Below are 23797 nucleotides of genomic sequence, written 5' to 3'. Positions count from 1 at the left end.
CATCTTTATTCATTAGCATTGCTTCTTTTCTGGGATCGACACAAAGGAAGCAATCACTAATGAAAATCGAACTCTCCGCATTAAGCACTGACCGCCTGCCTGATCCACTGCGTCGTAAATTCCTTGCCGGTTCCGGTGCTATCGGCCTGACCGGCTTTCTCAGCGGCGGCCTGACGCTCTCGGGCAGTGCACTGGCGCAGGAGAAGCCTGCGGGCAGTCCACTGCTGGGCTTTCAGGCGATTGCCGCGTCCACGGCCGATGAGATTGTGGTGGCCCCTGGCTATCGCGCCGACGTGTTGATCTCCTGGGGTGATCCGCTGGTGAATGGCGCAGCCGCGTTTGATCCGCAGGGCAACAACAGCGCCGAAGATCAGGAAAAGCAGTTCGGTGACAACAACGACGGTATGAGCTTCTTCGCGATTAATGACCAACGCGGCGTGATGGCGATTAACAATGAATATGTGAATGAGCCGACGCTGTTCGCCCACGGCGGCAGTAAAGCGACCAGCCTGGAAGATGTCAAAAAGTCGCAGGCGGCGCACGGTATCTCCATCGTTGAAGTCAAACGGGGTGAGGACAATCGCTGGCAGGTGGTACGTCCTTCTGACTATAACCGCCGCATTACCGCCAATACCCCGATGCGCTTCTCCGGTCCGGCTGCGGGGGATAAAGCGCTGCAGACTGCCGCCGATCCGCAGGGAATGCATGTCCTGGGCACCTTTGGTAACTGCGCCAACGGCAAAACGCCGTGGGGCACCTATCTCACCTGTGAAGAGAACTACGACACCTACTTTGGCACCCATCAGGCGGACTTTACGCCGACCCCACAGCAGAAGCGCTATACCCTGAATGCCGCTGAGCCGGAGCGCAACTGGGCCGATTTTGATCCCCGCTTCGATATCGCTAAGAATCCCAACGAATTCAACCGTCACGGCTGGATTGTCGAAATCGATCCTTTCGATCCTCACTCCGTGCCGGTAAAGCGGACCGCACTGGGCCGCTTCAAGCACGAGAATGCCGCCGTGACGGTCGCGAAAACCGGCCAGCTGGTGGTTTATATGGGCGACGACGAGCGCGGCGAGTATATCTATAAATTTGTCTCAGATGACAAGGTCACTCCGGATGATGCTAAAGCCAATCACGGACTGCTTGATAAGGGCACGCTCTATGTGGCGCAGTTCAACGGCGATGCGCAGGGCACACCGCTTAAAGGCACCGGGCGCTGGCTGGCGCTGAAGTGGGGCGAAAATGGACTCACCGCTGAAAAGGGATTCAATAGCCAGGCAGATGTTTTGATCAATGCGCGTGCCGCGGCAGATGTGGTCAACGCAACGCGAATGGACCGGCCGGAGTGGATTGCGGTTAACCCGCATGACGGCCGTGCCTACTGCACCCTGACCAACAACAACAAGCGCGGAAATGAAGGCATGCCGGTCAATGCAGCGAATCCGCGGCCAAAAAATATCTACGGTCAGATTATCCGCTGGGATGAGAAAGGCGATGCTACCGCGCAGACGTTTGAGTGGGATATCTATGCGCTGTGCGGCAACCCGATAGCGCATCCTGAGGGGATCTATCGTGGCACACCGAACATCACCGCGGAGAATACCTTTAACAGTCCGGATGGGCTGGGGTTTGATGCGCAGGGGCGGTTATGGATCCTGACCGACGGCAAATACAGCAACAAAGAGGATTATCAGGGGCAGGGGAATAATCAGATGCTGGTGGGTGATCCTGATAGTGGCGAAATCCGCCGGTTTATGGTCGGTCCAAAATCGTGCGAGCTGACCGGTATTACCTTCACGCCCGATTACAAAACGCTGTTCGTGAATGTGCAGCATCCCGGCGAAGAGGGTGACTCGCACTTCCCGGACAACAGTCTGCGTCCGCGGTCGTCGGTGATTATGATCACCCGTGAAGATGGCGGCATTATCGGCGCATAAAACAGGATGCTGGCCTGATGGCCAGCATCGCCGTTATAGCGTGGGCGGTGCCAGACTTTCGCTGGAGGCCAGGGCTTTTTCGCGATTAGAAGGTTGCACCACATAGCGTTGTGTCTCCCAGTGCAGCAGGGTCAGCGTTCCGCCCCAGCAGCAGCCGGTATCCAGCCCGATAATGCCCTCTGGCGTGCCTTTGCCTTCCAGCGAGGCCCAGTGACCAAAGACGATGGTGTAGTCACGTGCGACCGGCCCCTCAATGTTAAACCAGGGTTTCAGCGGCGGAAGCGCCGATTCCGGGGCATCTTTGCAGATCATGTCCAGCTGGCCGTTGGGGAAGCAGTAGCGCATGCGGGTGAGGGCGTTGGTGCTGAAGCGCAGACGCGCCAGGCCGGTCAGATCCTCACTCCAGTTGTTCGGCATGTCGCCATACATGGCATCCAGGAACAGCGGATAACTGTCGCTGGCGAGAACCGCTTCGACTTCACGCGCGCACTTTTTCGCGGTCTCAATATCCCATTGCGGCGTGATACCGGCGTGTCCCATCACCAGCTTTTTCTCTTCATCAACCTGTAACAGCGGCTGACGACGCAGCCAGTTGATCAGCTCATCCGCATCATCCGCTTCCAGCAACGGGGTCAGGCGATCTTTAGGCTTGTTACGGCTGATGCCGGCGTAGACCGCCAGCAGATGCAAATCGTGATTGCCCAGCACCAGACGCACCGCGTCGCCCAGCGATTTTACGTAGCGTAATACTTCCAGTGAGCCAGGACCGCGCGCCACTAAGTCGCCGGTCAGCCAAAGGGTATCCTGCTCAGGATTGAAGTCGACCTGTTGCAGCAATGCACGTAATTCATCGTAGCAACCGTGAACGTCGCCAATCAGGTATGTGCTCATAACGTTTTATCCATCAGGAAGGTGCCCGACTTAACGGGCAAAAAGCGTGTGAATCAATGAATGTGGGTCTGAATGGCGAGGCGGAACACCGGGATCTCTACGTGAAAGGTGTCGCCCTGTTCGTCGACCATCACATAGTGCCCCTGCATGGTGCCCATCGGTGTTTCGATCACGGCACCGCTGGTGTACTGAAATTCATTGCCTGGCGCGATAAGCGGCTGTTCACCGACCACGCCTTCACCCTGAACTTCCGTTTCGCGGCCGTTACCGTTGGTAATCAACCAGTAGCGTCCCAGCAGTTGCACTGAGGAACGGCCCAGATTGCGTATCGTAATGGTATAGGCGAAGACGTAGCGATCATCATCCGGTGAGGATTGTGAGGCGACGTACTGGCTTTGCACATGGACGGAGACGCGGGCCGTTTCACTCATGACTTACTCCTGCGATTTTCCCTGATGATTCGCCAGCCAGTTCGCCAGCTGACAATATTGCGCCACCGAGACGTTCTCGGCACGCAGGGTTGGATCTATGGATAACTCTTCCAGCGCACCGGCGGCCACCATGTGGCTCAGGCTGTTGCGCAGCGTTTTACGACGCTGGCCGAACGCTTCAGTGGTAATACGGCTCAGGATACGCACATCGCTGACCGGATACAGCGGCTCGGCATACGGCACCAGACGCACCACGGCAGAGTCCACTTTCGGTGGTGGCGTGAAAGAGTGCGGAGGCACTTCCAGCACCGGAATGATCTGGCAGTAGTACTGTGCCATCACCGTCAGGCGACCGTAGGTCTTGTTACCCGGACCGGCAACCAGACGATTAACCACCTCTTTCTGCAGCATGAAGTGCATATCTTTGATCGAACCAGTATAGCTGAAAAGGTGGAACATCAGCGGGGTCGAAATATTGTACGGCAGGTTACCAAATACCCGCAGCGGCTGGCCTCTCTCCTGCGCCAGCGCGGCGAAGTCGAAGGTCATGGCATCCTGCTGGAAGATAGTCAGTTTCGGGCCAAGGAACGGATGCGTTTCCAGACGCGCAGCGAGATCGCGGTCCAGCTCTATCACCGTTAATTTATCGAGGCGTTCGCCTACCGGCTCGGTTAAGGCACCCAGGCCTGGGCCAATCTCCACCAGCGCTTCGTCGCGCTGAGGATGGATGGCGGAGACAATGCTGTCGATAATGTACTGATCGTTCAGGAAGTTCTGCCCGAAACGTTTACGGGCGTAGTGCCCCTGATGGACGCGATTATTCATTACTGCTCTTGATCATAGTGATGGCGAGGTTAAGCGCCGTGATGAAGCTGCCCGGTTCAGCCTGACCCAGGCCAGCGAGTTCAAGCGCGGTGCCGTGGTCAACTGAAGTCCGGATAAAGGGCAGGCCCAGGGTGATATTTACCGCCCGGCCAAACCCCTGAAATTTGAGTACCGGCAGGCCCTGGTCGTGATACATCGCCAGCACCGCATCGGCGTATTGCAGATATTTGGGCTGGAAAAGGGTATCCGCAGGCAGCGGGCCGGTCAGATTAATGCCCTGCTGACGCAGTTCATTGAGTGCCGGCGTGATGGTCTCGATCTCTTCCCGACCCATGTGACCGCTTTCGCCGGCATGAGGGTTAAGACCACAGACGTAAATATGCGGCTCGGCAATCGCAAACTTCTGCTGCAGATCACGATGCAGAATCGTAATCACTTCATGCAGACATTCACGGGTTACCGCAGCGGGCACATCTTTCAGCGGCAGATGGGTGGTGGCCAGTGCGACTCGTAGCTCTTCTGTCGCCAGCATCATGACCACCCGATGGCCGCCTGCGCGATCGGCGAAGAATTCGGTATGGCCGGTAAAGGCGATGCCGGCATCGTTAATCACGCCTTTATGCACCGGGCCGGTAATCAGGGCAGCGAATTCACCGTCGAGACAACCGTCGCAGGCGCGCGTCAGCGTGGCCAGCACATAGTCGCTGTTGGCGACGCAAAGCTCGCCGGGTGTGACCAGCGCTGCCGTTTCAATTGGCAGGATAGTCAGTGTACCCGCCTGCTGTGGCTCGGCTGCCACACCAGGCTGGTAGGGCCGCAGGGTCAGCGGCAGACCGAGTTGCGCCGCACGCTGCTGCAACAGGGCAGGCGAGGCGCAGACCACCAGTTCAACCGGCCACGACTGCTGGGCCAGCTGAACGGTAAGATCGGGACCAATCCCGGCAGGTTCGCCGGGCGTGATCACCACACGGGCATTACTGCGCATTGCCATCCAGAATCTTCACGTAGGCACTGGCACGTTGTTCCTGCATCCAGGTCTGCGCTTCTTCCGCGAACTTACGGTTAAACAGCATACGGTAAGCACGCTCTTTCTGGGCGGCATCGGTTTTATCCACCTGACGGGTATCCAGCAGCTGAATCAGATGCCAGCCGAAAGAGGAGTGAACCGGCTGGCTGGTCTGGCCTTTCTGCAGGCGCAGCAGCGCGTCACGGAACGCCGGGTCAAAGACTTCCGGAGAGGTCCAGCCGAGGTCGCCGCCCTGGTTCGCCGAACCCGGATCGTCAGAATACTGTTTAGCCGCCGCCGCAAAGGTGGTTTTGCCACTGCGGATATCGTTAGCAATCTGCTCCAGCTGCGCGCGTGCCTGATCGTCTGTCAGGATCGGCGATGGCTTCAGCAGAATGTGACGCGAATGGACTTCGGTGACCGAGACATTTTTGCTCTCGCCACGCAGGTCGTTCACTTTCAGGATGTGGAAGCCCACACCAGAGCGCACCGGCCCGACGATATCGCCTTTTTTGGCGCTTGAGAGTGCCTGAGCAAACAGGGTCGGTAACTCTTCGATTTTACCCCAGCCCATGTTGCCGCCTTTCAGCGCCTGGGAGTCGGCAGAGTAGGTCACGGCCATCTTGCCGAAGTCAGCGCCATTTTTCAGTTCGCCAACCAGCTGTTTCGCCAGCGTTTCCTGCTCATCAACCTGCTGTTGCGTGGGGTTTTCCGGCAGCGGCAGCAGAATATGACTGACGTTCAGTTCAGTACCCTGGCTGTTCTGAGAGCCGATCTGGGTAGCAAGCGTATCCACTTCCTGCGGCAGAATCGTGACACGACGACGCACTTCGTTGTTGCGCACTTCGGCGATAGTCATCTCTTTGCGGATCTGAGAACGATACACGCTGTAGTTCATGCCGTCATAAGCCAGACGGCTACGCAGCTGATCAAGGCTCATCTTGTTCTGCGCAGCGATGTTCTGAATAGCCTGGTCCAGCTGCTCGTCGCTGATCTGAATTCCCGCTTTATCACCCATCTGCAGAATGATGTTGTCCATGATCTGACGTTCCAGAATCTGATGGCGCAACGTTTTATCATCCGGCAACTGCTGACCAGCCTGCTGGGCCTGAGATTTAACGGTGCTCATCATGCCATCCACGTCACTCTCAAGAACCACGCCGTTATTGACCACGGCTGCAACTTTATCAACGACTTGTGGTGCTGCGAACGCGGTGTTGGCACTGATTGCCACACCAAGAATCAGCATTCTCCAGTTCTTCATACTTTATCCATTGTTGGTTCCGCACTGCGGGATTGCCTGTCAAACATCACAACATCAGAAAGCAGGCTGGTAAGGGATAATGCCCTGACGCAGCATATCGTTGGTGCCTAAGCCATAGTTCGGACTCAGACCACGCAGCTCAATGTTGAATGAGATTTGGTTGTCGTACTTACTGTCGTTGTTTTCCCAACCGTTAATTTTGCGTTCGTAACCGACCCGGATAGCGTAACAGCATGAGCTGTATTGCAGGCCAACCAGTTGTGAAGCCGGACGCGTGTTGCGGGTATCGTAGTAGTAAGCGCCTACCACAGACCATGCGTCGGCAATCGGCCAGCTGGCCGTGGTACCTACCTGTGAAATCCCATTTTTGTAGATAGGATTCGTGACCAGGCTGCTATCGTTCAGCGCGGTCGCAACATACTCCGGGCTGCTGTAACGGTAGCTCAGCTGCACCATGCGGTCGGCATCACGACGGTATTCCAGTACGGTATTGCCCTGGGAGACGTTGTCGAGTTTGGTGTCATATTGCAGCCCACCACGGACGCCCCAGCGATCGCTGATTTTCCAGTATGTATCGCCAGCCCAGATCAGGCTGCCGGTATCATCTTCTTTACTGGTTTGATTCACACCAGTACGAGAAGGGGTAAACGAGTAGATTTGACCTACAGAAACGTTAAAACGTTCAACCAGATCGTTATCATAAATACGCGAGGTGACGCCGGTAGCCACTTCATTGGCGGAAGCGATGCGATCCAGGCCGCTATAAGTACGATCGCGGAACAGACCGGTGTAGTCGGTTTGCAGCAGCGTTGAGTCGTACGGATAGATATTGCTCTGATTACGATACGGGATATAAAGGTACTGCACGCGCGGTTCCAGCGTCTGGGTATAACCCACCGCCGAGTTCATATCGCGGTCAAACACCAGACGACCATCAACTTTAAATTGCGGCAGGGTGCGGTTGACTGACTCATCCAGTTCGCCGCTCTTATCACCCCTGAGACCATTGGCTGCGTTGTTATAGAAATCAACGTCAGTCTGCTGATAGTGGGTCGCCAGGAACTTCGCTTCGGTATCCAGGCTGGCCCAGCCGTTTGACAGCGGCAGGTTCAGCGTTGGCTCAACATGTAAACGGGTCGCTTCGGGATAGCGGCTGCTGACGTTGGTGAACTTCACCGCCTGGGCATAAACCCGGCCATCAAACGGGCCGATATCGTTCTGATAGAGATTGACGTCCAGCTGCGGCATGGCGCGGTAGACGTTATTGCTGGTGGTATCGCCGAACACCTGGAAATCTTTGGTGGAGAGCGTGGCATCCCAGTTGGTGTCCGCATAGCCGATGCTGAATTTCTGCGTGGCGTAGTTGTCGGTCGAGCTGTAGTACTTCGAGTCGAGATCGTTGAAGTAGTACTTATCGCTGACCTTGGTGTAGTCCGCGTTGAAACGCCAGTTCTGGTCATAGACACCGGCATGACGCCAGTAGAACAGCCAGCGATCGGAGCTGTCATTTTCGGCGATGCCACGCACCGCTTTGTCGTTATCGTACTGTTTGTCCGAGCCGAGGTAGTCGAATTCAACCAGACCTGCACCCAGCGTGGTCAGATAACGGAATTCGTTTTCAAACTGCATGCCGCGCTTACTCATGTAGTGCGGCGTGATGGTCGCATCGGCCTGCGGCGCGATGTTCCAGTAATAGGGCAGCGTGAACTCAAAGCCATTGTTGCTGCCATATTTTGCATTCGGGATCAGGAAACCGGAGCGGCGACGATCGCCAATCGGTAACTGCAGATAGGGGCTGTAGAACACCGGAACGGAACCGATCTTAAAGCGGGCGTTCCAGATCTCCGCTACTTCCTCTTCGCGATCCTGGATGACCTCTGAACCCACCACGCTCCAGCTGTTGGAGCCGGGCAGACAGGAGGTAAAGGTGCCGTTTTCCAGAATGGTGTAGCGGTTATCGCCGCGCAGCTTCATCTGATCTGCGACGCCGCGTCCCTGACGATCTACCATCTGGTACTGACCATTCCAGACGTTGGTATCTTTGCTGTTGAGGTTTGACCAGGCTTTCGGACCTTTCAGGATGACCTGATTGTCATCGTAGTGCACATTACCCAGCGCATCGACGGTACGTACGGGCGCGGTCTGGCCTTCCTGCTGACGCTGATGAAGCTGGACTTCATCCGCCTGCATACGGCTGTTGCCCTGCTCAATATTCACATTACCGGTGAATACCGCATCGTTGGGATAGTTCCCTTTGGCGGCGTCGGAGTGAATGGTGACGGGCATCTGATTCGTATCGCCATTCACCAGCGGGCGGTTATAACTCGGCACGCCTAACATACACTGCGACATCAAATCGTCGGCAAAGGCTTGCTGGCTAATGGCTGCGCCGATCAGTGTGGCCAGCAGGGTAGGTATATGTTTTTTCATACGCGGTATCGAGAATTCCATGAAAACTGGCATCATGCCGACAATCGGGTCAGAGACTAACTTACTGCCCGGCGTTGCGCCAGTGTTAATCCTGGTCAGTCAGCGTTGCCGTTAGGCGCTGAGATAAATGACAGGTATGATAATGCAATTTTCAGCCGCAAGCATGGCGAATTGAGGAGTTTATGCGCTACTGGGGAAAAGTTGTGGGTCTGGCGGTGGGATTACTTTCCGGCGCAGGCTTTTGGGGTATTGTGATCGGTTTGATCATTGGCCATATGATTGACAAAGTACGCGGCGCGCAAGGCAAGGCTTACTTCTCAAATAATCAGACCCGACAGACGCTGTTTTTCAGCACCACCTTTCAGGTGATGGGCCATCTGACCAAGTCAAAAGGGCGCGTCACGGAAGCGGATATTCAGATTGCTTCGCTGTTAATGGAGCGGATGCAGCTGCACGGTGACTCTCGCACGGCTGCCCAGCGCGCGTTCCGCGAAGGCAAGCAGGCGGATTATCCGTTACGCAGCAAACTGCGTGAACTGCGCAGCGCCTGTTTTGGCCGGTTTGATCTGATTCGGATGTTCCTGGAGATCCAGATTCAGGCCGCCTTTGCCGACGGTTCACTGCATCCCAATGAGCGACAGGTGCTCTATGTGATTGCCGAAGAGCTTGGCATTTCGCGCGGTCAGTTCGATCAGTTCCTGCGCATGATGGAAGGTGGCCAGCAGTTTGGCGGTGGTCAGCGCAGTTCAGGCGGTTTTCAGCAGGCGCAGCGCGGGCCAACGCTGGAAGATGCCTGTAGCGTGCTGGGTGTGAAGAGCAGCGACGACGCCACCACCATCAAACGCGCCTACCGCAAACTCATGAGCGAACATCATCCTGACAAGCTGGTAGCGAAAGGGTTGCCGCCAGAGATGATGGAGATGGCGAAGCAGAAAGCCCAGGAAATCCAGGCGGCGTACGATCTGATTCGCAAAGAGAAAGGCTTTAAGTAAACACCATGTTCCGTGGCCGCTTCTGCAACAGAGGAGGCCACGGTGACTGACTGGCGAGCAGTAAACCTTAAAAATCGGCGGGCTGACGAAATGTCATGGCATTACCAAATGCCGGATGGGTAATGGTTAGTGACTCCGCATGCAGCAGTAAACGGGGCGCCATCGCTTTGGCCTCCGGATGCGCATAGAAGTTATCCCCCAGAATCGGATGGCCCAGTGCCAGCATATGCACCCGCAGCTGGTGTGAGCGGCCGGTAATCGGTTTCAGCGAAACACGCGCACTGTTATCCGCACGATATTCCAGCACCTGATATTCCGTCTGCGCGGCTTTGCCGGTCTCGAAGCAGACCATCTGCTTCGGACGATTTGGCCAGTCGCAAATCAGCGGCAGGTCAACCAATCCCTCTTCCTTCGCCGGATGACCCCAGATGCAGGCCACGTAAGTCTTGGAAGGCTCCCGCTCACGGAACTGTCGTTTCAGCTCGCGCTCAGCAGCCTTAGTCAGCGCCACGACCATCACGCCGCTGGTCGCCATATCCAGTCGGTGGACAGATTCAGCCTGCGGGAAATCACGCTGAACCCGCGTCATCACGCTATCTTTATGTTCGTCCAGCCGACCGGGTACCGAGAGCAGACCGCTGGGTTTGTTCACCACCATGATGTGCGCATCCTGATAAAGGATGTGCAGCCAGGGTTCACGCGGTGGATTGTAAGGTTCCATGGGGCTTTCCAAAAATAAGGGGCCAGCGGCTGAGATTGTAGACAAAGTCTGGCCCGCTTAGCTGTGATAGCGTGCCAGCGCAGGAAACACGGTCAGATCGGAAAGACGCAAAAGCTGTCATCCCTGACAAGCTCGGCCCGCGCGATTACGCACCTCATCCCTGAGGTGCGCCCGTTGCCGGGCCAACGCGTTGCGTTGTTCAAAAACGCTCCTGGCGTTTTTGTCCATGGCGCGGGACGCTTTCCTCCTCTGCCCCTGTTCCCTGCGTGTTGAGTTTCTCAGTTGCGGCCAGATTCATCCAGGCCCCTGAGCTTACTGGTGTGTCACCACAATCAGGCGCAGCGCGTCGAGACGCCAGTTGGCCTGATCGAGACTTTCCAGCACCTGTTCACGGTTGCTTTCCAGCGCCTCGACTTCATCGTCACGGATGTTCGGGTTCACCGCTTTCAGCGCGTTGAGACGGGAGAGTTCTGCGCCCAGCTTCTCGTTCGCTTCGGCACGTGCTGCATCAATCACCGCACGCGCTTCGCTGACCACGCTCTCTTCGCCCTGGGTCAGAATCGCATGCACATCCTGCTGCACCGCATTCACCAGTTTACTGGCGGTATGACGGTTTACCGCATTCAGCTGACGGTTAAAGCTTTCGAACTCCACTTTGTCCGCCAGGTTAGTGCCTTTAGTATCCATCAGCAGACGGATTGGCGTTGGCGGCAGGAAGCGGGTCAGTTGCAGATGCTTCGGTGCCTGCGCTTCAACCACATAGATCAGCTCGACCAGCAGCGTCCCCACTGGCAGCGCCTTGTTCTTCAGCAGTGACAGTGCGCTGCTGCCGGTATCGCCCGACAGAATCAGATCCAGACCGTTGCGGATCAGCGGATGTTCCCAGGTAATGAACTGGGTATCTTCGCGCGACAGCGCCTGATCGCGGTTGAAGGTGATGGTGCAGCCATCTTCCGGCAGGCCAGGGAAATCGGGCACCAGCATGTGGTCGGAAGGGGTCAGCACAATCAGGTTATCGCTGCGATCTTCCTGATTGATACCAACGATATCAAACAGGTTAAGCGCGAAGTTCACCAGACCGGTGTCGTTATCCTGCTCGCTGATGGCATTGGCCAGTAGCTGAGCCGATTCGCCGCCGTTGGAGTTCAGCTCCAGCAGGCGATCGCGACCCTGTTCCAGCTGCAGTTTCAGCGCGTCATGCTGTTTACGGCAGTCGGTGATAAACGCATCAAAACCTTCGCTGTTTTCCGGCGCGGCCAGATGGCCGATCAGTTGCGAATGGACGCTGTCATAGATTGTCCGGCCGGTCGGGCAGGTGTGTTCAAACGCGTCCAGCCCTTCGTGATACCAGCGCAGCAGCACCGCCTGTGCGGTCTGCTCCAGCCACGGCACCAGAATCTGAATGTCGTGCGCCTGGCCAATACGATCCAGACGACCGATACGCTGCTCCAGCAGGTCCGGGTTAAACGGCAGGTCGAACATCACCAGACGGCTGGCAAACTGGAAGTTACGGCCTTCAGAACCGATCTCGGAGCACAACAGCACCTGCGCGCCATTCTCTTCTGAGGCGAACCAGGCGGCAGCACGGTCACGTTCAATGATCGACAGACCTTCGTGGAACACCGCTGCGCGGATACCTTCGCGTTCACGCAGTACCTGCTCCAGCTGCAGCGCGGTGGCCGCTTTGGCGCAGATCACCAGCACTTTCTCTTTGCGGTTGGTGGTGAGATAGCCCATCAGCCATTCCACGCGCGGATCGAAGTTCCACCAGGTGCCGCTGTCGCCTTCAAATTCCTGATAAATCTGTTCCGGATAGAGCAGGTCACGCGCCCGCTCTTCTGCACTTTTGCGCGCGCCCATAATGCCGGAGACTTTAATCGCCGTCTGATACTGGGCAGGCAGCGGCAGGCGGATCTGGTGCAGTTCGCGTTTCGGGAAGCCTTTAACCCCGTTACGGGTGTTACGGAACAGCACGCGGCTGGTGCCGTGGCGGTCCATCAGCATGGAGATCAGCTCCTGACGCGCCTCCAGCTTGCCGTCACGGTCGCTGTTGGCGACCTGCAGCAGTGGCTCAATATCCTGCTCGCCGACCAGATCGTTGATCCGGTTCATCTCCTCCTGGGAGATCGCTTTATCGGCCAGCAGCGCGGTGACGGCATCGGCAATCGGACGGAAATGCTGCTGCTCTTCAACAAAGGCGGCAAAGTCATGGAAACGATTAGGGTCGAGCAGGCGCAGACGGGCGAAGTGACTCTCCATGCCCAGCTGCTCAGGCGTTGCGGTCAGCAGCAGAACCCCGGCGGTTTTCTCAGCCAGCTGTTCGATAACCTGATATTCACGGCTGGGCTCGCCTTCTGACCAGGCCAGATGGTGCGCTTCATCGACCACCAGCAGATCCCATTCGGCATCGGCCAGCATCTCAAGACGCTGCTTGTTACGGCGCACGAAGTCCAGTGAGCAGATAATCAGCTGCTCCGTCTCAAACGGATTATCGCTGTCGTGCTGCGCTTCTGTATAGCGATCGTCATCAAACAGCGCAAAGCGCAGGTTGAAGCGGCGCAGCATCTCGACCAGCCACTGATGCTGTAAAGTTTCAGGCACCACGATCAGGACGCGATCGGCGCGGCCAGCCAGCAGCTGCTGCTGGATGATCATCCCGGCTTCAATGGTTTTACCCAGGCCAACTTCATCGGCCAGCAGGACGCGCGGCGCATGGCGGCGGCCGACATCGTGGGCGATATGCAGCTGGTGAGGGATCAGGTTGGTGCGCATGCCGCGTAATCCGCTGATTGGCAGGCGATATTGCTCACTCTGGTATTTACGGGCGCGGAAGCGCAGGGCAAAACGATCCATCCGGTCGAGCTGGCCGGCAAACAGGCGATCCTGCGGCTTACTGAACACCAGCTTGCTGTCGAGCATGACTTCGCGCAGCATCACTTCGCTCTCTTCGGTATCCAGACGGGTACCGATATAGGTCATCAGGTCATTTTCGTTGCGTACTTCATCGACGCGCATCTGCCAGCCTTCGTGGCTGGTGATGGTATCACCCGGATTAAAGATGACGCGGGTAACTGGCGAATCGTTGCGGGCGTAGAGGCGGTTTTCCCCCGTGGCCGGAAACAGCAGGGTGATCATGCGGGTATCGATCGCCACCACGGTGCCCAGTCCCAGTTCACTTTCCGTATCACTAATCCAGCGCTGACCTAATGTAAAAACCATATATTTTTTGCTCGAATTTTAACGTTTTTAGAGGTGTTCCCAAAGCTCAGGCAATAGCGTTACCGCCAGACAACAAGGCCTGGAGCGTACTTAAGAGCGGTGAGTTTCAGGAAGGGCGCTATGGTACTGGATGGCAGGACGTTCGTCACCTGTCAAAAAAGCCCCAGCTGTCCGGTAATAAGTGTAGCAAAGTCCCCCTCGACAAAAGGCAGAATCCCCTCTGCAACCGGCTGAAGTTGCTTCGTCACGTAGTGGTCATAGTCCAGCGGCGTGCTGCGCGCCTCCAGTGGCTCGGGGCCTGCGGTGGCGATGACATAACGGATCCGGCCACCATTCTGGTACTGCAAGGGCCGGTTTAATTTACGATTGTACTCATCGGCCAGCCTGGCGGCGCGCACGTGCGGGGGCACGTTTCGTTCATATTCTTTCAGCGGACGCCGCAGCCGCTTTTTGTAGATCAGCTGATCGTCGAGTTCACCCGCCAGCAACTGCGCCACGGTAGTACGGATATAATCCTGCCACGGCTGACGGTGGAAGATACGGTGGTAGAGCTGCTGCTGGAATGCTTTTGCCAGCGGCGTCCAGTCTGTTCGCACCGACTCCAGCCCCTTAAAGACCATGCGTTCACCGGCGGCGTCACGAATCAGTCCGGCGTAGCGTTTCTTGCTGCCCTGTTCCGCGCCGCGAATGGTGGGCATCAGAAAACGGCAGAAGTGATTTTCATACTCCAGTTCCAGTGTGCTGGTCAGCCCCTGCGTCTGCTGCAGATGGTCGCGCCACCAGGCGTTCACTTTCTGCACCAGCTGCTGACCAATCGCGGCGGCATCTTCTTCACTGTGCGCCGACTTCAGCCAGACAAAGGTGGAGTCGGTGTCGCCATAGATGACGTCGTAGCCTTCCGCCTCAATCAGCGTTCGGGTCTGCTGCATGATGGCGTGACCGCGCAGCGTAATAGAGGAGGCGAGCCGCGGATCAAAGAAGCGGCAGGCGCTGGTGCCCAGCACGCCATAAAAGGCGTTCATGATGATTTTCAGCGCCTGGGACAGCGGCTGATTATTCTGCTTTTTCGCCGCTTCGCGACCCAGCCAGATCTGTTCAACTATCGCAGGCAGGCAGTGGGTATGCCGCGAAAAACGCGCTTCACGGAAACCTTCAATCGAATCGGCATCATCAGGATGGGCCAGCCCTTCCACGAGACCCACCGGGTCAATCAGGAAGGTGCGGATAATCGACGGGTAGAGGCTTTTGTAATCCAGTACCAGCACTGAGTCATACAGGCCGGGGCGCGAATCCATCACATAACCGCCAGGACTGGCTTCCGGGGCCACATCACCCATGTTCGGGGCGACAAACCCGGCGCGATGCATCCGCGGAATATAGAGATGACCAAAGGCCGCTACCGAACCGCCGTGGCGATCCACCGCCAGTCCATTGACCGCCGCGCGTTCCAGCAGAAACGGCATAATCGCCGTTTTGTGAAAAATGCGCGTCACCAGTTCGCAGTCTTTCAGGTTGTAGCGCGCCAGCGCCGGTTTATCGTTGGCAAAGCGCCAGTTGATCTCCTCCATACGCTGCCAGGGATTATCAATCGCTTTTCCTTCTCCCAGCAGTTGCTGCGACACGGACTCGAGGCTGAATGAGGGAAAATCCCAGAACGCCGATTTCAGCGCGTCAATACCATCAATAATCAACCGGCCACTGGCCTGAGCGAAAAATACGCCGGGTTTGAAGCCATGTTCACGCCACTCCAGCGCGGCCTGCTGGCGTCCCAGGCGCAGCGGAATGCCGTAACGATCGGCATGCTTTTGCAATACCCGCAGGTCAAACTGCACGACGTTCCAGCCAATTAAGACATCCGGATCATGCTCTGCAAACCACTGGTTCAGCGCTTCAAGTAACTGCGGCCGGCTGTCGAGATAGATCAGCTCGAAATCCAGCGTGCTGGCATCACCGTTGGCCGGGCCGAGCATAAAGACCTGGCGCTGACCGCATCCCTCCAGCCCGATGCAATAAAGCTCGCCATGCTGTGTGGTTTCAATGTCCAGCGAGACCCATTTCAGCGGCGGGCGATAGTCGGGATGGGGTTTGAGCCGCGCATTGACCACGCTGTCACCGCGCTGCTCGCCGTCAAACCAGACCGGCGCGGTAATAAAACGCTCCATCAGGTAGCGCTCCGGCGGACGGATATCGGCTTCATAGACCGGAATACCTTCTTCGCGCAGCCGTTTTTCAATGCGCTGTAGCTGGCGGTTCTGCTGGCAGTAGAGGCCGAAAACCGGGCGACGCCGAAAATCTTTCAGCGCCAGCGACTGAATCCGAAACTGACGTTCATCTTTCAGTAATTCGCTGACCTGCGCCTGAAATTCCTCAGGAATAAACGCGACGGACTCCTGCACCGGCAGCACCACGCGCTGCGCGCCCGCATCGGTCGCGAGCCAGAGGATAATTTCGGTGCCATGCGGGCTGTCGCGCCAGTGGCGGGTGAGCAGAAAACCTGCGCGGGGCATATTCAGATGTTCTCCGGACTCAGCATTTCAGGATGAGAAAACCGCTTCAGTATAACATGGATATTTATACAGTTCCCGCCACCCGCTTTTGTCAACATTGTCCTACAATTCTTGCCTTGACGCTGTGTGGCTGGCTCAGGACAATCCAGCCTTCTGCTTTTACTTAGGATGATTATGGAAGCCTGGATTCAACAACTGATTACGCAGTCCCTGGAGTGGGCGCTGTTTGCCGTTGCGCTGGTGACGTTTCTGGAGTCGCTGGCGCTGGTCGGGCTGTTGCTGCCAGGTACGGTGATGATGGCCAGTCTGGGCGCGCTGGTCGGCAGTGGCGAACTTGGCCTTTACCCGGCCTGGGCGGCCGGCTTTGCGGGCTGCCTGATTGGTGACTGGGTTTCCTACGGCATTGGCTGGAAATTTCAGGGGCCGCTGCACCGCTGGAAGTATCTGCAAAAGTATAAAGGCCTGCTGGATAAAACCGAGCACGCCCTGCATCAGCACAGCATGTTTACGATTCTGGTCGGACGCTTTGTTGGCCCCACGCGTCCGCTGATCCCGCTGGCGGCCGGTATGCTGGAGCTGCCGGTGCGTAAATTCCTGCCGCCGAACATTATCGGCTGCATTCTCTGGCCGCCGCTCTATCTGCTGCCCGGTATTCTGGCGGGTGTGGCGATCGATGTGCCCAAAGCCGCGCAGGGCGGCAGCTTTAAATGGCTGTTACTCGGCGCAGCACTGCTGATCTGGCTGGGTGTCTGGTTATGCTGGCGCTGGTGGCGCAGCGGCAAGAGTCGCGACTGGGCATCGGCCTGGCTGCCGCCTGAGCGCCTGCGCTGGGCAGGGCCGCTGGGGCTGGTGATTGCCGTCGCGGCTTTCGTCGGCATTCAGTTCCATCCGATGATGCCCATTTTCCGTCATCTGCTGTGGCAGGTTTTCTTCGCCTGAATCGCTTAACGACGCGGGATGCCGAGCACTTCGGCCTCCCGCGTGTCGCCCGACAGTAACTGTCGGGTCTCGCCATCCCAGTAAACCCGGCCATCCACAATCACCACGCTGCGCGGCGCAATCTGCTGGGCATCTTCCAGACTGTGCGACACCATCAGCAGCGTGATGCTGCGCGCTTCACACACCGAACGCACCAGTTGCAGCATCTCTCCGCGAAGCGCGGGATCCAGCGCAGAAAAAGGCTCATCCAGCAGCAGCACCGGACGGTCACGCAGCAGACAGCGTGCCAGCGCCACGCGCTGTCGCTGTCCGCCTGACAGCTCGCCCGGCAGGCGCGTCAGCAGATCGCCTAATCCCACCTGATCGGCCAGCGCTGCAAGCTGCTGGCGCTGCCCGGCGCTCAGCTTCAGTCCGGGGTGCAATCCCAGCGCCATGTTCTGCTGCACGCTGAGGTGCGGAAACAGGTTGTTCTCCTGAAACAGCATCGAAACCGGCCGTCTGGCCGGCACGCTGTGGGTGTGCTCCTGGCCGTCAATCATCAGGGTGCCCTGTTTCACCGGCAGGAAACCGGCAATCAGGCTCAGCAGGGTGCTTTTACCGGCCCCGCTGGGGCCGAGGATCGCGATGCGCTCGCCGCGGGTGGCGTTGAGACTAAAGCGCATCGGCAGATGCTGATAAAGGTACGTGAGGTTATTCAGTGTCAGCATGGCGGCCTGGTAATTTTTCCATCAGGGTGAACAGCAACAAACAGAGCAGCAGCAGCAGCAGCGCGGTCACTGCACCGTCAGCACCGCGATAGGCACCGATCTGTTGATAAAGGTAGAACGGCAGGGTGCGGAAATCGGCAGTACCAAACAGCGCCACCACGCCAAAATCACCGATCGACAGCACGCAGGCAAAGGCCAGCGCCTGGGCCAGCGGACGTTTCAGCGCCCGCAGTTCAATCAGCCGCAGCCGGTTCCAGCCGTGGATATCCAGCGAATCACAGAGTCTGCCGTAACGCTCCGCGACGTCACGCATTGGGTTCTCCAGCACTTTCAGCGCATAGGGAATGGCGATCAGCGCATTGGTGAAGATCACCAGCCCGTCCGCCGACGCCGGCAGACCAATGGTGGCGTTAAACAGCAGGAAAAAGCCGGTGGCGAGCACGATGCCTGGCATCGCCAGAATCAGCATGCCGCTGGTGTCAATAAGGGTTGCCGCCGCCGGGCGCTGACGCAGGCGCAGCTCGCGACTGCTCCACAGCAGCATCATGGTCAGCACCACACAGAGCAGACCGGCGCCGGTGGCGATGCGCAGTGAGGTAAACGTCGCCTGCCAGAGTGCAGGCTGCGCAAGCGCGCCGCGCAGTCCGCCGTGCAGACCATCGATGATGACCGCCGCCAGCGGGGGCAGCAGCAGGATCAGCGCCAGCAGGATCAGCAGCGCATCAACCAGCTGCGCCGCGCGCGAATCCTGCGGATCGCGCCAGCCGTTCAGCTGGCTGGTTCCGGCGGGAATGGCCTTGCTGAAGCGCTGGCTGAGCAGCACCAGCGTCACGCAGCAGCCAAGCTGGATCAGCGCCAGCAGTGCAGCGCGCCCCGGATCGTAGTCATAACTCAGCGCCTGGAAAATCGCCAGCTCGATGGTCGTCGCCTGCGGGCCGCCGCCCAGTGAGAGCACGGTAGCAAAGCTGGCGAAACAGAGCATGAAGATCAGCGCGCCGGTCGGCAGCAGCTGACGCCGCAGCCATGGCCACTCCAGCAGACGAAAATGGTGCCAGCCGCGCAGGTCGAGCTGTGCCGCCAGCTGACGCTGTTCCGCCGGAATGCTCTCCAGCGCCTGCAGCATCAGGCGGGTCGCCAGCGGCAGGTTAAAGAAGACGTGCGCCAGCAAAATGCCCGACAGACCGTAGGGAGAGAAGTGGTAATCAATCCCTGCCAGCTGGCACAGCTGCGCCAGCCAGCCGACACGACCATAGACGGTGAGCAGACCAAATACCGCCACCAGCACCGGCAGCACCAGGGTCATGGCGCACAGACGCAGCAGCAGCTGACGGCCAGGGAAACGGCGTCGATAGAGCGCGCGCGCCAGCGGCACCGCTGGAAGCAGCGACAACAGCGCGGAGAGCAGCGCCTGACCAAAAGAGAAGGCGATAACGTGATGCAGGTAATCATCCTGCAGCACGCTGCGCCAGTCATTCTCTGGCGCGGCGCTCCAGAGTGCACCGAAGGCCAGCAGCGCCACGCTGATTAACAGCAGCGTGGCGAGCGAACCGGGGATAAGCCAGCGCGGCATCAGCGGCTGACGGCGCGTTGCCACTGGCTGATCCAGCCTGAACGCTGGCTGGCAACCTCTTCCGGCGAGAACTGCAGAGCGGTGGCGGGCACAGTGAGCGCGCTAAAACCGGCAGGCAGCGGCGTGTCGATTACCGGGTACATCCAGTTACCGGTGGGAATCGTGCGCTGGAAGTCGGGTGACACCATAAACTTCATAAACTGCTGTGCCAGCGCCGGCTGCTTGCTGCTGGCTAACTGCGCGGCAACTTCAACCTGCAGATAGTGGCCCTCTGCAAACGGCGCGGCGGCATAGTTCTCTTTTTTCTCTTCGATGATGTGGTAAGCCGGTGAGGTGGTGTAGCTCAGCACCAGATCGCCTTCGCCCTTGAGGAACAGGCCATAGGCTTCACTCCAGCCTTTGGTCACCGTCACGGTTTTCTGCGCCAGCTTCTGCCACGCCTGCGGTGCCTGATCGCCATAGACTTTCTGCATCCACAACAGCAGGCCTAAGCCGGGGGTGCTGGTACGGGGATCTTCGTAGATCACCCGCCACTTCTCCGGGCTGTCGACCAGCTCTTTCAGGCTTTTTGGCGGATTCTTCAGCCGGGTTTTGTCATAGACAAACGCGAAGTAGCCATAATCAAACGGCACGAAGGTGGTGTTGTGCCAGCCGCCGGGCAGTTTTAATGTCGAGGTATCGACCTGACTTTCGGCAAACAGACCGGTTTTCTGCGCCGCCTGTACCAGATTGTTATCCAGCCCCAGTACCAGATCGGCTTTGCTGTTTTTCCCTTCCATGCGCACGCGGTTCAGCAGCGACACGCCATCTTCCAGCGTGACGAATTTCAGCTCGCAGTTGCACTGCGCCTCGAAGGCTTTTTTAACCGCCGGGCCAGGGCCCCAGTCAGCGGAGAAGGAGTCGTAGGTGTAGACCGTGAGAACCGGCTTAGCCGCCAGAACGGGGGCGGAGAGTAACAGCAGCACCGGCAGAACTTTGTTTAACACTTTGCGCTCCTTCAGGAGAATAGGGGATGAGTCGCAAAGGATCTGAGCACAGAGGCCTCCCAAATCCCTACGTCGGTATTAACCGAATCAGGTTCGACGGGTATCTCTCAGCTGCTTGCTGGTGGCAGGCGGCACCCCGTTGAGAACGTCACATTCTAGTCATTTCAGCGCCGGGGCGAAAGCCTCACAGCGCGGGTGGCGCGAACCAGGCGGATTTAAAATCAAACCAGCCCAGCGTATTCATCCGAACGCCGCGCATGCTGCGCTGACCTTCAAGCAGCAGCCAGTGGTGAAACAGCGGATGCAGACCCGCTTCTTCGATTAACTGTTTACTCCATTCGGCCAGCGGCAGCGTTTTCTCGCGCCAGCGGGCCGCATCGCTGTGCCAGTCGATCGGCAGACAGTGATGCAGCAACGGGATCTCATAAAGCTGCGCAAACAGAGAATAATTCAGCGGCAGGGTAAAGTTCACGCTGCCAAGCCAGATATCACTTTCCGCTTCGCCCTGATACCAGTTTTCGTAGCTGATCTCGCGGGTCTCCAGCGTGACGCCATGCTCTGCCAGCAGCGGACGCAGCGCGTTAGCGATGCCTTCATGCTCCACGTGCTGGCTGTACCAGGTCAGCGTCAGGTGGGTTAAGCCGGGCGGTTTTTCCACTGGCGTCAGGTCGCGCCGATGATGCCAGCGCGGCAGCAGGCCATACGCCGGAAACCAGTAGCGCTGGTAGCCGACACCGGCGTGATTGAGCAGGGCGATAGGATTAAACAGGTAGCTGACCCAGCGCCGGACCGCCTCGTTGCGTCCCTGTTCTGAACGCTGGTCGAACAGCAGATAGTAGCAGCCCTCTTCAAGGCGGCTCTCCTCCTGAACCTCATCGGCTCCATCGCCCTGCAGACGGACACCGGCATAGACCAGCTCATCGCTGATGTCGGGCAGTACCCAGATAGAGACATCATCAATCAGGGCGCGAAAACCAAAATAGTCATCAAACGCTTCGATCTTCAGCTGACTCTCCTGATTGCGGATCACCCGGTAAGGACCGGTGCCAACGGGCTGGCGGGCAAAATCGTGCAGCGTCGGCCATTCGCGCGGCAGGATCATCGCACTGACGCTGCCCAGCAGCCAGGGTAATCCCTCGTCGGGCTGGCTTAAGCGGATATCCAGCGTCCAGGGCGCGGGCGAGTCGATCTGCTCGATATGGGAAAAGAGCGGATGGGGGCGCTGACGCTCAAGCGTGGCCAGCACATCCTCCATCTCCAGTTCTCTGCCGTGATGAAAGCGAATCGCTGGACGCAGGAAGAAGCGCCAGTGAAGCGGGGAAGTCTGCTGCCAGTGGTGCGCAATATCGGGCTCGATTTCCCCGTTTTCCTCATTTATCCGCGTCAGGCCGTTGAAAATCTGTCGCGCAATGTGGGTTTCGGAGCGCCGCAGCGGCGAACCGGGCAGCAGATTGAGCAGCGGACGATAGTAGAGCACCCGCAGGATATGCTTGCCCTGACGGAAACTGCGGCCCAGATGCGCGGCGATCATCTGCCGTACCTGATTTTTATCGCCCACCAGCTGGACCAGCTGATCGATGCGATCCTGCTCCAGCAAATCCTCGGCACGTTGCTGCTGCAAAGCCAGTCCGGTATAGCAGAAGGTAAGCTGTGAACGCTTGCCGCGTCCGGATTCCGCCTGCCAGATTAGCCAGCCCGCGGCCTGCATCCGGTTGAGCAGATTGCGCATATGGCGGCGCGAGCAGTGCAGCAGGTCAGCCAGTTCGCTAAGGGTAATCTCCTGCGTTTGCCCCTGACAGCTCTGCCACAGGCGAATGAACTGCTGCTTCAGACGTGATGAGGACATAAAAGAGGAACTCCCGATGAAAAGCGCTCTGTTTTTCTTGCCCTATTTTAAGAGCAAACTTTGCGTTATGGGAAGAGCGGGAGGCATTCAGTTCTGAATGGCGTTCGACCCTGACTTCGCTGTTCAGCGGAGTGCTTTTCTGAGTAGGGTGCATTTACACCGCCAGCAGATGATCTCTGCTGGCTTTTTTCATGTTGCGCGGTATCGTCTACCCTTCTTTTTCCCCTCTGTATGTTCTGTAAGGGATTTCGGTATGAAATCGCTGTTAACGCGGCAGCGCCGCATCAATCCGGTTTACCTCGCTTTTATGGTCGCCTCGTTCATGCTGGGCATCGCGGGCGCACTGCAGGCGCCGACGCTCAGCCTGTTTCTGACGCGCGAGGTGCAGGCGCGGCCCTTCTGGGTCGGACTGTTTTTCACCATCAATGCGGTGGCCGGTATCGTGGTGAGCATGCTGGTGGCAAAGCGCTCTGACAGCGTCGGCGATCGTCGTCATATCATTCTCTTCTGCTGCCTGATGGCGCTGGTCAATGCGCTACTGTTTGCCTTTACCCGCCACTATCTGACCTTACTGACGCTGGGCGTGCTGCTGTCAGCGCTGGCCAGCGTCTCAATGCCTCAGCTGTTTGCGCTGGCGCGGGAATATGCCGATCAGTCGGCGCGTGAAGCGGTGATGTTCAGTTCGGTGATGCGTGCGCAGCTGTCGCTGGCGTGGGTGATTGGGCCGCCGCTCTCCTTCGCGCTGGCGCTGAACTACGGCTTTGTGACGCTATTTATGGTGGCCGCCGCGCTGTTTCTGATCTGTATCCTGCTGATCTGGTTCACCGTGCCGTCGGTGCCACGTTCGCAGCCCCTGATGCAAAGCGGCGGGCTGCCGCTAAGTGGCTGGCGCGATCGGGATGTGCGTTTACTGTTCCTGGCCTCAGTCGCGATGTGGACCTGCAACACTATGTATATCATCGATATGCCGCTCTATATCAGCACCACGCTGGGCCTGCCCGAGAAGCTGGCCGGTCTGCTGATGGGGACGGCGGCAGGGCTGGAGATCCCGGTGATGCTGCTGGCCGGACATTACGCGCGGCGTATCGGCAAGCGCCGGTTAATGCTGATCGCGGTGGCGGCTGGCGTACTGTTTTATCTGGGGCTGGTGCTGTTCAATTCCCGCACGTCGCTGATGGTGTTGCAGCTGTTTAACGCGGTGTTTGTCGGGATTATTGCTGGCATAGGGATGCTGTGGTTTCAGGATCTGATGCCAGGACGGCCTGGTGCAGCGACCACCATGTTCACCAACTCGATCTCGACCGGCATGATTCTGGCTGGGGTGATTCAGGGAACGCTCAGTGAGCGACTGGGACATGAGGCGGTTTACTGGCTGGCATTCGGGCTGGCTATTGTGGCGCTGGTGATGTCGGCACGAGTGCGCGACGTATAAAGAAGAAGGGCGTAATGCCAGTCAGTTAAGCGACAGGTGATAACGCAGTCTGGTGCCGGGCAGGGGCTGGCGGTCCTCGCGCCGCTGC

At 58.0% G+C, this 23797-nt stretch carries 17 protein-coding genes and 1 riboswitch; of the genes, 4 read left to right on the top strand and 13 right to left on the bottom strand.

Annotation, left to right across the window (positions count from 1 at the left end; genetic code table 11):
* Positions 1 to 59: 59 nt before the first annotated feature.
* Positions 60 to 1943: a PhoX family phosphatase gene (locus NR201_RS21825; protein WP_256850163.1), complete on the top strand. Its 1884-nt coding sequence runs from the start codon at positions 60 to 62 to the stop codon at positions 1941 to 1943.
* Positions 1944 to 1976: 33 nt separating this feature from the next.
* Here the strand turns inward: NR201_RS21825 and apaH are convergent, their stop codons facing one another.
* Genes apaH through lptD form a run of 6 tightly spaced genes read right to left on the bottom strand, consistent with a single transcriptional unit; the run spans position 1977 to position 8790 of the window.
* Positions 1977 to 2834 carry a bis(5'-nucleosyl)-tetraphosphatase (symmetrical) ApaH gene (gene apaH / locus NR201_RS21820; protein WP_033787393.1) on the bottom strand — a complete coding sequence of 286 codons (858 nt, stop codon included), beginning with the start codon at positions 2832 to 2834 and terminating at the stop codon, positions 1977 to 1979.
* 53 nt (positions 2835 to 2887) lie between these two features.
* The gene (gene apaG / locus NR201_RS21815; RefSeq protein WP_003854807.1) at positions 2888 to 3265 is read right to left on the bottom strand and encodes a Co2+/Mg2+ efflux protein ApaG; all 378 of its coding nucleotides are present in this window, start codon (positions 3263 to 3265) and stop codon (positions 2888 to 2890) included.
* Between the two features lie 3 nt (positions 3266 to 3268).
* Positions 3269 to 4090, bottom strand: coding sequence for a 16S rRNA (adenine(1518)-N(6)/adenine(1519)-N(6))-dimethyltransferase RsmA (gene rsmA / locus NR201_RS21810; protein ID WP_064690523.1), 822 nt, complete (start codon positions 4088 to 4090; stop codon positions 3269 to 3271).
* Positions 4083 to 5075, bottom strand: coding sequence for a 4-hydroxythreonine-4-phosphate dehydrogenase PdxA (gene pdxA / locus NR201_RS21805; protein WP_256850162.1), 993 nt, complete (start codon positions 5073 to 5075; stop codon positions 4083 to 4085). Before pdxA ends, rsmA begins: the two co-directional genes overlap by 8 nt.
* Positions 5065 to 6360 carry a peptidylprolyl isomerase SurA gene (gene surA / locus NR201_RS21800; protein WP_010253800.1) on the bottom strand — a complete coding sequence of 432 codons (1296 nt, stop codon included), beginning with the start codon at positions 6358 to 6360 and terminating at the stop codon, positions 5065 to 5067. Before surA ends, pdxA begins: the two co-directional genes overlap by 11 nt.
* Before the next feature lie 54 nt (positions 6361 to 6414).
* A complete protein-coding gene (gene lptD / locus NR201_RS21795) occupies positions 6415 to 8790 on the bottom strand; it encodes an LPS assembly protein LptD (protein ID WP_010671814.1) in 2376 nt (791 codons plus the stop codon).
* Positions 8791 to 8972: 182 nt separating this feature from the next.
* Here lptD and djlA point away from each other — a divergent pair, with 182 nt between their 5' ends.
* Positions 8973 to 9782, top strand: coding sequence for a co-chaperone DjlA (gene djlA, locus NR201_RS21790; protein WP_010253811.1), 810 nt, complete (start codon positions 8973 to 8975; stop codon positions 9780 to 9782).
* A gap of 67 nt (positions 9783 to 9849) precedes the next feature.
* Here djlA and rluA read toward each other — a convergent pair whose 3' ends face one another.
* The 3 genes from rluA to polB form a co-directional block, all read right to left on the bottom strand.
* A complete protein-coding gene (rluA, locus tag NR201_RS21785) occupies positions 9850 to 10503 on the bottom strand; it encodes a bifunctional tRNA pseudouridine(32) synthase/23S rRNA pseudouridine(746) synthase RluA (RefSeq protein ID WP_010253813.1) in 654 nt (217 codons plus the stop codon).
* A gap of 312 nt (positions 10504 to 10815) precedes the next feature.
* Entirely contained in the window at positions 10816 to 13722 is a 2907-nt protein-coding gene (gene rapA / locus NR201_RS21780) for an RNA polymerase-associated protein RapA (RefSeq protein ID WP_256850161.1), read from the bottom strand.
* Between the two features lie 152 nt (positions 13723 to 13874).
* On the bottom strand, positions 13875 to 16235 hold the full coding sequence (gene polB, locus NR201_RS21775) for a DNA polymerase II (protein ID WP_256850168.1): 2361 nt from the start codon (positions 16233 to 16235) through the stop codon (positions 13875 to 13877).
* Between the two features lie 168 nt (positions 16236 to 16403).
* Between polB and NR201_RS21770 the strand changes: the two genes are divergently transcribed.
* A complete protein-coding gene (locus NR201_RS21770; protein WP_010253821.1) occupies positions 16404 to 17168 on the top strand; it encodes a DedA family protein in 765 nt (254 codons plus the stop codon).
* 5 nt (positions 17169 to 17173) lie between these two features.
* Here NR201_RS21770 and thiQ read toward each other — a convergent pair whose 3' ends face one another.
* From thiQ to sgrR, 4 genes are all read right to left on the bottom strand, one after another.
* Positions 17174 to 17875 carry a thiamine ABC transporter ATP-binding protein ThiQ gene (gene thiQ / locus NR201_RS21765; RefSeq protein ID WP_022625397.1) on the bottom strand — a complete coding sequence of 234 codons (702 nt, stop codon included), beginning with the start codon at positions 17873 to 17875 and terminating at the stop codon, positions 17174 to 17176.
* Positions 17859 to 19469 carry a thiamine/thiamine pyrophosphate ABC transporter permease ThiP gene (gene thiP, locus NR201_RS21760; RefSeq protein ID WP_010253824.1) on the bottom strand — a complete coding sequence of 537 codons (1611 nt, stop codon included), beginning with the start codon at positions 19467 to 19469 and terminating at the stop codon, positions 17859 to 17861. The genes thiQ and thiP overlap by 17 nt, the downstream gene beginning before the upstream one ends.
* Complete coding sequence (gene thiB, locus NR201_RS21755) at positions 19445 to 20431, bottom strand: thiamine ABC transporter substrate binding subunit (protein WP_122889270.1); 987 nt, start codon at positions 20429 to 20431, stop codon at positions 19445 to 19447. Before thiB ends, thiP begins: the two co-directional genes overlap by 25 nt.
* Before the next feature lie 46 nt (positions 20432 to 20477).
* A riboswitch (TPP riboswitch) is annotated at positions 20478 to 20580 on the bottom strand.
* Positions 20581 to 20615: 35 nt separating this feature from the next.
* Positions 20616 to 22277 carry an HTH-type transcriptional regulator SgrR gene (sgrR, locus tag NR201_RS21750; protein WP_256850160.1) on the bottom strand — a complete coding sequence of 554 codons (1662 nt, stop codon included), beginning with the start codon at positions 22275 to 22277 and terminating at the stop codon, positions 20616 to 20618.
* Between the two features lie 253 nt (positions 22278 to 22530).
* On the opposite strand from sgrR, the gene NR201_RS21745 reads away from it, so the two are divergent.
* The gene (locus tag NR201_RS21745) at positions 22531 to 23709 is read left to right on the top strand and encodes an MFS transporter (protein WP_022625401.1); all 1179 of its coding nucleotides are present in this window, start codon (positions 22531 to 22533) and stop codon (positions 23707 to 23709) included.
* Positions 23710 to 23797 lie beyond the last annotated feature (88 nt).

It is taken from the genome of Pantoea sp. Fr-CA_6, assembly GCF_024520895.1.
In the GTDB taxonomy this organism is placed as follows: domain Bacteria; phylum Pseudomonadota; class Gammaproteobacteria; order Enterobacterales; family Enterobacteriaceae; genus Pantoea; species Pantoea agglomerans.
Note: the sequence above shows the minus strand (reverse complement) of the source record. Positions and strands in the feature narration are given on the sequence as shown.

Excerpts from the sequence above, each read along its gene's own strand:
- rapA (WP_256850161.1), bottom strand. The coding sequence starts at position 13,722 with ATGGTTTTTACATTAGGTCAGCGCTGGATTAGTGATACGGAAAGTGAA.
- NR201_RS21770 (WP_010253821.1), top strand. The coding sequence starts at position 16,404 with ATGGAAGCCTGGATTCAACAACTGATTACGCAGTCCCTGGAGTGGGCG.
- thiQ (WP_022625397.1), bottom strand. The coding sequence starts at position 17,875 with ATGCTGACACTGAATAACCTCACGTACCTTTATCAGCATCTGCCGATG.
- NR201_RS21745 (WP_022625401.1), top strand. The coding sequence starts at position 22,531 with ATGAAATCGCTGTTAACGCGGCAGCGCCGCATCAATCCGGTTTACCTC.
- djlA (WP_010253811.1), top strand. The coding sequence starts at position 8,973 with ATGCGCTACTGGGGAAAAGTTGTGGGTCTGGCGGTGGGATTACTTTCC.
- sgrR (WP_256850160.1), bottom strand. The coding sequence starts at position 22,277 with ATGTCCTCATCACGTCTGAAGCAGCAGTTCATTCGCCTGTGGCAGAGC.
- surA (WP_010253800.1), bottom strand. The coding sequence starts at position 6,360 with ATGAAGAACTGGAGAATGCTGATTCTTGGTGTGGCAATCAGTGCCAAC.
- pdxA (WP_256850162.1), bottom strand. The coding sequence starts at position 5,075 with ATGCGCAGTAATGCCCGTGTGGTGATCACGCCCGGCGAACCTGCCGGG.
- apaH (WP_033787393.1), bottom strand. The coding sequence starts at position 2,834 with ATGAGCACATACCTGATTGGCGACGTTCACGGTTGCTACGATGAATTA.
- lptD (WP_010671814.1), bottom strand. The coding sequence starts at position 8,790 with ATGAAAAAACATATACCTACCCTGCTGGCCACACTGATCGGCGCAGCC.
- apaG (WP_003854807.1), bottom strand. The coding sequence starts at position 3,265 with ATGAGTGAAACGGCCCGCGTCTCCGTCCATGTGCAAAGCCAGTACGTC.
- rluA (WP_010253813.1), bottom strand. The coding sequence starts at position 10,503 with ATGGAACCTTACAATCCACCGCGTGAACCCTGGCTGCACATCCTTTAT.
- NR201_RS21825 (WP_256850163.1), top strand. The coding sequence starts at position 60 with ATGAAAATCGAACTCTCCGCATTAAGCACTGACCGCCTGCCTGATCCA.
- rsmA (WP_064690523.1), bottom strand. The coding sequence starts at position 4,090 with ATGAATAATCGCGTCCATCAGGGGCACTACGCCCGTAAACGTTTCGGG.